The organism is Aquirufa antheringensis, assembly GCF_004307425.1.
Taxonomy (GTDB): Bacteria; Bacteroidota; Bacteroidia; order Cytophagales; family Spirosomataceae; genus Aquirufa; species Aquirufa antheringensis.
On the sequence record NZ_SEWZ01000004.1, the window covers coordinates 458,270 to 468,754 of the forward strand.

Sequence of the window (10,485 nt, forward strand, 5' to 3'; positions counted from 1 at the left end):
TCTCTATCCCCAAATATAGCTGAATTACATGAAAAAATTATTCCTTTTTGACGCGATGGCTTTGATTTATCGCGCGCATTTTGCTTTTGCTAAAACACCTCGCATTTCTTCGAAGGGAATTAATACTTCTGCCGTTTTTGGCTTTGCAAATACGATCCTAGAGGTCATTAACAAGGAAAAACCAGACTACTTAGGGGTTGCTTTTGACACACCTAAACCTACCTTTCGTCATATCGAATACACTCCCTACAAGGCGCAGCGCCAGGAACAGCCGGAGGATATTACGATTGCCATTCCCTATGTGAAGAGATTAGTAGAAGCAATGGATATTCCAATGCTTATTTTAGATGGTTACGAGGCGGATGACGTGATTGGGACCATTGCGAAGAAAGCGGTACGAGCGAATCCGGATATTGAGGTCTACATGATGACCCCCGATAAGGATTATGGTCAATTAGTGGAAGAGCGCATTAAGATGTACAAACCGGCCTTTATGGGCAAGGGTGTAGAGGTTTTAGGGCCAAAGGAGGTCTGCCAAAGGTGGAACATCGCTAATGTCGACCAAGTGATCGATATGCTGGGTTTGATGGGTGATGCGGTGGATAATATTCCAGGCATTCCAGGGGTGGGTGAAAAGACGGCCCAAAAGCTCATCGAGCAGTTTGGCTCTTTAGAGAACTTACTAGATAATACCGATCAACTGAAAGGCAAATTGCAAGAAAACTTGATCAATTTTCGCGAGCAAGGGATTTTATCAAAGCATTTGGCCCGCATTATGCTCGAAGTACCTATCGAATACGAAGAGGAAAAATTAAAAGCAACGCCGCCAAACCGCGCGCTGTTAGAGCCTTTGTTAGAAGAATTAGAATTCAGAACGTTGCGTAAGCGAATTTTGGGTGAAGACGAACCAGTTGTGGCGAAGGTGAAAGCCTCGCCTAAAGTGGATGCGAACCAGATGGACATGTTTGGATCACCAGCTCCTTCCTCCATTACAACTCCTAATACCGAGGAAGAAGAGGTAATCACAACCAGCTATTCCAATCTCAGTAATACTGCGCACCAATATCATTTAGTGCAAGGCGAGAACGCGATTAAGTCCTTGATTAGCTTTTTGGATCGCCAGGATTCCTTCTGTTTTGATACGGAGACGACGAGTTTGGTGGCCATCGAAGCGGCCTTAGTGGGGATGTCCTTCTCCTACCGCAAGGGCGAGGCCTTTTATGTGCCATTCCCAGAAGATCCGGAGGCTTGCCAGGCGCAGGCAGATTTATTCAAGGATATTTTTGCCAAAGAATCTACCATCAAAATCGCCCAAAATATCAAATACGACATGAGCGTCTTGCGTAATTATGGCATCGAAATCAAAGGTGCCACGTACGACACGATGCTTGCGCATTACTTAATCGAACCGGAGAAACGCCACGGGATGGACGCTTTGGCACTTGCCTATTTAAGCTACGAGCCCATGTCCATCGAAAACTTGATTGGCAAAAAAGGCGCCAAACAAGGCAATATGCGCGAGGTGGAGCTCAACTTGATCAAGGAATATGCGGCAGAAGATGCGGACATTACCTTGCAATTAAAGCCATTCCTGGACAAACAATTAACGACGAATCCGAAAGCCGTTCAGTTACTTCACGAGGTGGAAATGCCGTTAGCGCGCGTTTTGTCCACTATCGAGTGTGAAGGTGTGAATTTAGACGTGCCTTTCTTACAGGAAATGTCGAAGACGTTGGAAGCAGATTCCAAAGCTGTACAAGAGAAAATATTCGCCACGGCTGGCCAAGAATTCAACATCGCCTCCCCTAAGCAATTAGGCGAGATTTTGTTTGAGAAGCTGAAGCTCGACCCTAAGGCGAAGAAGACCAAAACCGGTCAATACATGACGGGCGAAGAGGTTTTATCTAAATTAGAAGCAGAACACGAAATCGCCTCTTTAATTCTCGACTTCCGTGAATTACAGAAATTGAAATCAACCTACGTGGACGCCCTACCGGCTCTTATTTCACCGAAAACAGGCCGCATCCACACGTCTTTCATGCAAGCAGTCACGGCAACAGGTCGTCTGTCTTCGAAGGATCCAAACTTACAAAACATCCCAATCCGTACCGTACGTGGGCGTGAGATCCGTAAGGCCTTCATCCCACGCGATGAAAACCACTTGATTTTATCCGCCGATTATTCCCAAATCGAATTGCGCATCATGGCAGCCTTCTCCAAGGATGAATCCATGCTCGATGCGTTCAACAACGGCCTTGACGTACACAAAGCAACCGCTGCGAAAGTGTTCCACGTACCTTTAGAAGAAGTTACTTCGGACATGCGTCGCAAGGCGAAGACGGTGAACTTTGGGATTATTTACGGCGTTTCGGCCTTTGGACTAGCGGCACAATTAGCCATTTCCCGCACAGAAGCAAAGGAAATTATCGATCAATACTTCGTTGAATTCCCTAAGGTGAAGACCTTTATGGACCAAAGCATCGCCGACGCCCGTGAAAATGGTTACGTTGAAACGGTTTTGGGTCGCCGTCGCTACTTGCGCGATATCTTATCAGCTAATATGAATGAACGTGGCTTTGCAGAACGCAATGCCATCAACGCCCCTATCCAGGGTTCAGCAGCCGATATGATCAAAGTGGCGATGATTCAAATCCAGGATTTCCTAGAAAGAGAAAACTTGAAATCGAAAATGATCTTAACCGTGCATGATGAACTCGTGTTCGACGCACACAAAGACGAAGTCGACTACCTAAAAACCCAAATCAATAAGATCATGTGCGAAGCGATGGATTTAGGCGTCGCGATGGAAACGGGAATTGGTGTGGGTGAGAACTGGCTGGAAGCGCATTAAAAAATGGTGAATGGTAAATGATGAATGGTAAATGTTTTTTCATTTACCACTTACCATTCACCATTTACCATTACTTCAATCAATAAACCGCTCCGTAATCCCACCATACGAATCAATCCTGCGATCTCTAAAGAATGGCCAGGTTCTGCGGTAGTATTCGCTTGAATCGACGTCTACCTCTACTAATGCAATTTCCTCTTGATCGTGAGAGGCTTGGAAGATTACACGACCAAAGGCGTTAGACACAAAGCTTCCTCCCCAAAATTGTTGGCCATTTTCGGTTCCAACGCGATTCACGGAAACGACTGGAACGCCGTTAGCAACAGAATGAGAACGTTGGATGGTTTGCCAAGCTTGGTATTGTTCGCGGTTAATTTCGCCGTCTTTCTCTTCTAAATCCCAACCGATGGCCGTTGGATAGACTAACACTTCTGCTCCTTGCAAAGCCGTTAAGCGAGCTGCCTCAGGATACCATTGATCCCAGCAGATGAGCACCCCTATTTTGGCAAACTTCGTCTCAAAAACCTGATATCCTAGATCGCCTGGCGTGAAATAATACTTCTCATAGTAGCCTGGATCATCTGGAATATGCATTTTACGGTACTTACCCAGGTATTTCCCGTCTGCATCAATGACCGCAGTGGTGTTATGGTAAAGACCTGCCGCCCGTTTTTCGAAAAGAGAGGCGACGATTACCACGTTTAATTCGGCTGCCAAAGCACCTAATTCATCTGTCGATGGACCGGGAATCGCCTCAGCCAAAGCAAAGAAATCCTGCTTTTCTTCGTAACAGAAATAGACCGACTTGAACAATTCTTGCAAGCAAATCACTTGGGCACCCTTAGAGGCGGCGTCGCGAATCGAGCTAATCGTTTTTTGCCAGTTTTCTGAAACAGTTGTGCTGCAGGATAGCTGAATTAAGGCGAAGGAAACGTTTTTCATCAATATCTTGGTTTTTACCTTGTTAATCGAAGCAAAATTAAGAAAAAACACGTTGCAAGCCTCATTCTTTGATTCTTTTCGGTAAATTGCAATCTAATACGATTGAAAAAAATTGATTTAATGGAAAATAAAAAACAGGATACCGCCTCGGCATTGAAGGATATTATTTCACACGCGAAAGAATATGGTTTCGTATTTCCTTCTTCGGAGATTTACGATGGTTTGCAAGCGGTATATGATTACGGCCAAAACGGTGTCGAGTTAAAGAATAACTTAAAAACGGTTTGGTATAAGGCGATGACGATGTTGAATGACAACGTGGTCGGTCTTGACGCTTCTATTTTTATGCACCCATTGACTTGGAAGGCTTCTGGTCACGTGGATTCGTTTAACGATCCCATGATTGATAACAAGGATTCTAAAAAACGTTACCGTGCTGATACTTTATTAGAAGAAAGAGCGGCGGCTTTAGAGGACGAGGGAAAAGAGGCAGAAGCGAAGGCTTTATTACAAAAGATGGCGAAATGCTTGGATGCAGGGGATTTAGAGGGAGTTCGCCAGATCATTATCGATGAAAATATCAAGTGTCCGGTTTCGAACACGGCTAATTGGACCGAGGTTCGTCAATTCAATTTGATGTTCTCGACTCAAGTAGGTGCGGTTTCAGAGGATGCCAGTTTAATTTATTTACGTCCAGAGACGGCTCAAGGAATCTTTGTAAACTTCTTGAACGTACAGAAGACGGGCCGTATGAAGGTTCCTTTTGGCATTGCCCAAATCGGAAAAGCCTTCCGTAACGAAATCGTTGCACGTAATTTCATCTTCCGCATGCGGGAATTCGAACAAATGGAGATGCAATTCTTCGTTCGCCCTGGCACAGAAATGGAATGGTATTCGAAGTGGAAAGAAACACGTATGAAGTTCCACTTAGCGTTAGGAATTCCGGCTACTTCTTTGAAATTCCACGATCACGATAAATTAGCGCACTACGCGAATGCGGCGGTGGATATTGAGTATAAATTCCCGTTTGGCTTTAAAGAAATGGAAGGAATCCACTCGAGAACGGATTTCGACTTGAAAGCGCACCAAGATTTATCGAGAAAAAAACAACAATATTTTGATCCTGAAATAAACGAAAATTACATACCTTATGTCGTTGAAACGTCTGTAGGGGCTGATCGTTTATTCTTAGCGATTCTTTGCAATGCGTATACAGAAGAGACAGTGGGCGAAGGTGAACAAGAAAAACAACGTGTTTTCTTGAATTTCCATCCGGCTTTAGCTCCTGTAAAAGTAGCCGTTCTTCCCTTAGTGAAGAAGGATGGTTTAGCAGAGAAAGCACAAGAGATCGTTAACAGCATTAAATTTGCCTTTAATACCACGTACGACGATGGTGGCGCCATAGGCAAGCGTTATACCCGTCAAGATTTAATTGGAACACCGTATTGTGTGGTGGTTGATTACCAAACTATGGAAGACAACACCGTGACCGTTCGCGATCGCAACACGATGACCCAAGAGCGCATTTCTATAGCAGACCTAAAAGAGAAAATTGGTTATGCTGTATCGATGGAGCGTATTTTTGAAAAACTTTTAAGTTAACACGCAAACAACGACGATTATGATCACCGAAGAGAGCAATCCAGCAGAAGAAGTAGTTTTCCCTGTAGTGGAAGAAAAGGCCGTAGAATTTCCGGTTTTAGACCTTTCAAAAGCAACAAAAGAAAGCATTCTTGCCTTCTATGAGCAATTGAAAGCCATTCTTCAAGCAAGCGCCTCATCGGCGAACTTCAAAAAAGTAGACGAATTAACCAAGGAAGTGAGAACGGCTTGGGAAGCTATTAAGCAAGGCGAACGCGCTGAGGCTTTAGCTGCATTTAAGTCTACTAACGAAGATTCTGAAGAAGGATTCTCGTTCAAAGGGGATGAAATCTCGCAACAAATCGACGCTATCGCTGCCTTTATCCGTACGGAAAGAGGGGCATTCTTCTCTAATTTGGAGAAATTAAGAGAGAAGGCACTCGAAGGAAAAACGCGTTTAATTAATGAATTAAGAACATTAGTGGATTCGGATGATAATTCAGATCCGGCGCACGTGAATGCGAGCTTTAAAGCCTTCAAGAAAATTCAAGAAGAGTGGAAAGGTTTAGGCAGTGTGCAGGGGCCGATGAATCAGACGCTTTGGCAGAGTTATCATGCCTTAGTGGACCGTTTCTACAGCAATAGAAGTATTTTCTTCGAACTATTAGAATTAGATCGCAAGAAGAATTTACAGGCCAAAGAAGGTATTGCCACTAAACTAGAAGCTTTAGCAGCAGAAATTTCTAAAGGCGGAGCTTTACAGAAATTATTAAAAGAGGCGGAAGAGCTGTTTGAAGAATACAAACACATCGGACCAGCGAACAGAGATGACAATGAGTCACTTTGGACGCGTGTGAAGAAATCATTGGATGTACTTTTCGAACAAAAAAGAGCTATCAACGATGCCCAAAAGCAAGTTTTCGAAGAAAATCTCAAAGTGAAACGCGAGATCGGCGACTTAATGAAGCATTATGCTAGTTTCACTGCCGCGAACATCAGCGAATGGAACCAAGCTTCGAAAGCGGTATTAGCACTTCAAGAGCAATGGAATAACTTGAAAGGTGGATTACCCCGTGATGGAGGAAAAGAAGTGAGTCACAACTTTTGGTCTGACTTAAAAACGTTCTTCAAACACAAGAGCGAATTCTTCTCGAAGATCGACGCAGAGCGCAAGGCTAACTTAGCTGCGAAGCAATTGTTGATCGACCAGGTAAATGGAATCGTGGAAACTGGCACCATCACTCCAGAAGTGACCCAAATGGTCATCGAAACACAGAAAAAGTGGAAAGAGATTGGTCACGTACCGGAAAAGCAGAAGGATTCTATCTATGCGAAATTCAAGGCTGCGTGTGACGCCTACTTCAATTTAACACGCGAAAAGGGCAAGAACGCGAAAGACGTAGAGTTCGAAAGCAATTTAGAAGCTAAGCAAGCGATTTTGAAGGAGATGGAGGCTATGCTTAAGGATCCTAGCCTATTAGCTACCTTAGGCGAAAAGAAAGCAGCTTGGGATGCCATCGGTTTCGTACCTCGTAACAATGTGAAAGCCATTCAAGAAAGTTTCCGCACAACGTGGAATGCTTTAATCGATTTAGCCCGCACACAACCGAAAGAGCAGCTGGCCGCTTGGGGTTTTGAATTAAAATCTTTGGCATCTGAAGCAAATACAGGTGGAGAAGAGAAAAAATCAGCTTCCCCTGATGCGCGCAAGAAAATCCAAGCCTTGGAAAATGATATTGCCGTGTTAACCAATAACTTAGAATTCTTTGCGAAGTCTAAAAACAGCGATAAGCTGCGTGCGGAGGTAGAAAAGAAAATTGAAGCCGCTGAAAAAGAATTAGAAAAACTGAAAAAAAGTTAATTTTTTTCACACTCGGTTTTGCGATTTAGGAGAATAACACTACTTTTGTAAACCGAAATGCGCCTCCTTAGCTCAGCTGGTAGAGCAACTGATTTGTAATCAGTAGGTCATTGGTTCGATCCCGATAGGAGGCTCAAGAAGCTCGACAGCAATGTCGGGCTTTTTTGTTTTAAACAGCTTATACAGTGATTCAGGACACCTTTGCCTGTTGAACAATATAACTGACCAAAGTTAATCAAAGTCCTCTCTAATCCAAGATATGGGGCTAATATCGGAGTTGCTGACCCACTTACTGACTCACTAAGAGTTTGTGTTAAGACTCCACTAAAGCACCAATTAGGCATTTATTTAGTACTTATTCCAGCCTGCAAAACTTTCTGGTGACTCATTCATCTTAGAAAGTGCTTTGTGCGTTTGAAACAAGAGGTGCATTCCACTACCCTATATTCTATCCCTTTGTCAGCTGTTAACTATTTACTCCCAGTAAATACATATATAGCTTTAATAGAGGCTCTTTATCGATAATTTGGTTGTTTGAATTCAATAAAATTTTCAAATTCAACCATTTTCTTGTGTATCCACCCATAACGTCTATTCCAGACTGCAACCCCTCGGGGGTCTTGGGCAGGCGGGTGTCTGCCCCTGGGTCAATTCAGCCCTATCATTTTTCACATTCTTAATTATTAACGTTATGGTAATTGTATCAGATTACATGGAAAAGGTCAACGCAACAAGTGGCCAAACATTTGTTCTTCTTGAGCTTTCAGGAGGATTAGAGTTAGTTCAATCTCAGAACACGGGGAAGTTCTATGCCACTAGTCGTAAGTGCAGGATTCCTTCCACCTTTACAGCTGATGTAGCTAAACTGATGGTAGGTCAGCAGATTGAGGGAGACATTGTGCGGGTTGAATCAGATCCTTACGAGTACACCAACAAAACAACTGGAGAAATCATCACATTAGCTCATTCCTATGCTTACAGACCAAAAGGAAGCATGGAGCTACTTGGTGAAAGTCGCTTAGAAGTGGTTGATGAGAAAATTAACCAAAAAAGTTATAAGCTAGCTGTCTAATCAAGTTAGTTATTTCTTCGTACCAAGGGGCGTAGCAGGTTGCTATGCCCCTTTTTTCATTTATACATAAACAATATATGTTATGGAATTTCAAATCGCCCAACGTAAGCGGGCTAAAATCAAGATGGCTATTCAAGGTCATAGTGGTAGTGGTAAGACATATTCTGCCTTGCTTGTTGCTCACGGATTATCTCAATCTTGGGAAAAGGTGGCTGTCATAGATACTGAGAACGAATCATCACATCTATACGCTCATTTAGGAGGATACAAGGTACTTGGCATCTCAGCACCGTTCGAACCAGAGAAGTACATAGAAGCTATTGATTTATGTGTGGCATCAGGTATAGAAGTTGTGGTTATAGACTCTATAACTCACGAGTGGGAATGCCTACTTGATTACCACGGTTCTCTGTCAGGTAACTCCTTTACCAATTGGAACAAGGTAACACCGCGGCACAATGCTTTTGTGCAAAAGATCCTACAAGCTCCTGTACACATCATTGCTACCGTGAGAACCAAACAGGACTATGTGCTAACAGAGAAGAACGGTAAAACCATTCCAGAAAAGGTCGGGCTGAAATCTGTAAAGCGTGATGGATTAGATTACGAGTTCACGCTCGTGTTTGATCTAGACAACAAGAACCTTGCACACGCTAGTAAAGATCGCACAGGATTGTTCTTTGGCAAGCCTGAACATCGGTTAACCGCTACGACAGGAAACATCATCTCTAAATGGTGCATGGAGGAATTAGAACCCCAAATAGAGTATGTAAAGGATCGCATCAACAACGCATCTACCATCATCGAATTACTGGGATTGTACAACCAATTTGCTCAGTTTAATGACCTGCTATTGCCTTATTATGAGAAGAGAAAGCAAGAGCTAAGACAAGCTAAAAATCGTGCCTTAGAAGGCAACTTAAACCCCATTACCAATGAACAACCAACTAACAGTTAACCCATCTATAGAGGTGGAAGAATACGCTTCTTATATCGAAATAGAGGAGCAAGTTATCGAATCTAGTAGCTCAGCATTTATCGGAGCAAATACTATAGAAGTTAATCTACAGGAGATTCAAGGACAGCACATCATTCCCGTGTTTAGCAAGGATAATGAACCATTGATTAGTCACGGGGATTTCATTCAGACCACCTACGATGTGATTAACCATTGCTTCAAAGGAGAGGATATTCTTTCTCCCAGCATCCGTGTCTCGCATCCTATTAAAGGAAGAACACCAGAAGCACGCTACAAACCAGCTAACCAGCTAGAAGATCACGAAAGAACCATCTATTACGAGAGGGCCATGTTTGTTTTCGAAATACCCAGCATACAACGAAACATTGATGGGCAGACGCTTAGTCTTACCATAGGTGGAGTAAAGTGCTACGGGGATGACAAGCTAAACAACAAGAAAGGATCTTCTGAGCACTTCAAGATCTTCATTGGTTTCTCAGTCAAGGTATGCAGTAACCTTTGTGTTTGGTCAGACGGTGCGCAGGTTAAGCTCGTGGTCAGAAGTCAAGGAGAGCTAATGGATGCAATAATGAATATGATAAGTGTATACAACCCTGAGCAACACCTAAAAGCTATGCAACGGTTGACAGAGCATAACTTAACAGAGGCTCAGTTTGCTCAGGTGCTAGGACGTGCACGCTTGTATAATTACCTGCCTAATGAGGTAAAGAAAGAAATACCTCCACTCTTGTTTACGGATACACAGCTAGGTTCTGTTGCTAAGGATTACTTCCAAGACAACAGCTTCTGCCGTAATGATAACGGGGATATTAACCTTTGGAGGATGTACAATCTGTTTACGAGTGCAAACAAGTCAAGTTACGTGGATAGCTTCTTAGAACGAAACATTAACGCATTTGATTTCACGCATCAATTGCAAACAGGTCTCGCAGGAGGTGGTACAAACTGGTACTTGAACTGAGGATATGAAGAAACAGAAAGTCGAGTTTCTCCATCCCAATGTACTGCTGGTTATCACTACCAAGGGAACTATCCTTGAATTGTACACTCCGATTAGAGCTGAAGTGATTCGCGAGATTGGTAATCTACCTAAGGGTACAAAAGTGTATATTGATGCAATAATGCAAAGTGATGAATACAAAATACTCTATTGTATATCAGGGAAATGGTACCCTTATAATTATTTAACGGTTAATTAA

7 protein-coding genes and 1 tRNA gene are annotated in these 10,485 nt (G+C 43.1%); 7 read left to right on the forward strand and 1 reads right to left on the reverse strand.

The features are described from left to right. Positions 1–28 precede the first annotated feature (28 nt). On the forward strand, positions 29–2,851 hold the full coding sequence (gene polA, locus EWU21_RS10655) for a DNA polymerase I (protein WP_130896945.1): 2,823 nt from the start codon (positions 29–31) through the stop codon (positions 2,849–2,851). 75 nt (positions 2,852–2,926) lie between these two features. On the opposite strand, the gene EWU21_RS10660 is transcribed toward polA, so the two are convergent. Continuing rightward, complete coding sequence (locus EWU21_RS10660) at positions 2,927–3,793, reverse strand: carbon-nitrogen hydrolase (RefSeq protein ID WP_201738107.1); 867 nt, start codon at positions 3,791–3,793, stop codon at positions 2,927–2,929. Positions 3,794–3,913: 120 nt separating this feature from the next. Here EWU21_RS10660 and EWU21_RS10665 point away from each other — a divergent pair, with 120 nt between their 5' ends. The 6 genes from EWU21_RS10665 to EWU21_RS10690 all read left to right on the forward strand — a co-directional run bounded on the left by EWU21_RS10665 (position 3,914) and on the right by EWU21_RS10690 (position 10,247). Then, positions 3,914–5,395 (forward strand): glycine--tRNA ligase, encoded by a 1,482-nt coding sequence (locus EWU21_RS10665; protein ID WP_130896947.1) that lies wholly within the window; start codon positions 3,914–3,916, stop codon positions 5,393–5,395. 19 nt (positions 5,396–5,414) lie between these two features. Continuing rightward, complete coding sequence (locus EWU21_RS10670) at positions 5,415–7,235, forward strand: DUF349 domain-containing protein (RefSeq protein WP_130896948.1); 1,821 nt, start codon at positions 5,415–5,417, stop codon at positions 7,233–7,235. 61 nt (positions 7,236–7,296) lie between these two features. Then, positions 7,297–7,369, forward strand: a tRNA-Thr gene (locus EWU21_RS10675). A gap of 557 nt (positions 7,370–7,926) precedes the next feature. Further along, on the forward strand, positions 7,927–8,307 hold the full coding sequence (locus EWU21_RS10680) for a hypothetical protein (RefSeq protein ID WP_130896949.1): 381 nt from the start codon (positions 7,927–7,929) through the stop codon (positions 8,305–8,307). 82 nt (positions 8,308–8,389) lie between these two features. Further along, complete coding sequence (locus EWU21_RS10685) at positions 8,390–9,265, forward strand: AAA family ATPase (RefSeq protein WP_130896950.1); 876 nt, start codon at positions 8,390–8,392, stop codon at positions 9,263–9,265. Next, positions 9,243–10,247, forward strand: coding sequence for a DUF3871 family protein (locus EWU21_RS10690; RefSeq protein WP_130896951.1), 1,005 nt, complete (start codon positions 9,243–9,245; stop codon positions 10,245–10,247). Before EWU21_RS10685 ends, EWU21_RS10690 begins: the two co-directional genes overlap by 23 nt. The last annotated feature ends 238 nt before the right edge of the window (positions 10,248–10,485 follow it).

What these genes read in the sequence shown, in the direction of transcription:
- polA (WP_130896945.1), top strand. Translation starts at nt 29, where the DNA reads ATGAAAAAATTATTCCTTTTTGACGCGATGGCTTTGATTTATCGCGCG.
- EWU21_RS10660 (WP_201738107.1), bottom strand. Translation starts at nt 3,793, where the DNA reads ATGAAAAACGTTTCCTTCGCCTTAATTCAGCTATCCTGCAGCACAACT.
- EWU21_RS10665 (WP_130896947.1), top strand. Translation starts at nt 3,914, where the DNA reads ATGGAAAATAAAAAACAGGATACCGCCTCGGCATTGAAGGATATTATT.
- EWU21_RS10670 (WP_130896948.1), top strand. Translation starts at nt 5,415, where the DNA reads ATGATCACCGAAGAGAGCAATCCAGCAGAAGAAGTAGTTTTCCCTGTA.
- EWU21_RS10680 (WP_130896949.1), top strand. Translation starts at nt 7,927, where the DNA reads ATGGTAATTGTATCAGATTACATGGAAAAGGTCAACGCAACAAGTGGC.
- EWU21_RS10685 (WP_130896950.1), top strand. Translation starts at nt 8,390, where the DNA reads ATGGAATTTCAAATCGCCCAACGTAAGCGGGCTAAAATCAAGATGGCT.
- EWU21_RS10690 (WP_130896951.1), top strand. Translation starts at nt 9,243, where the DNA reads ATGAACAACCAACTAACAGTTAACCCATCTATAGAGGTGGAAGAATAC.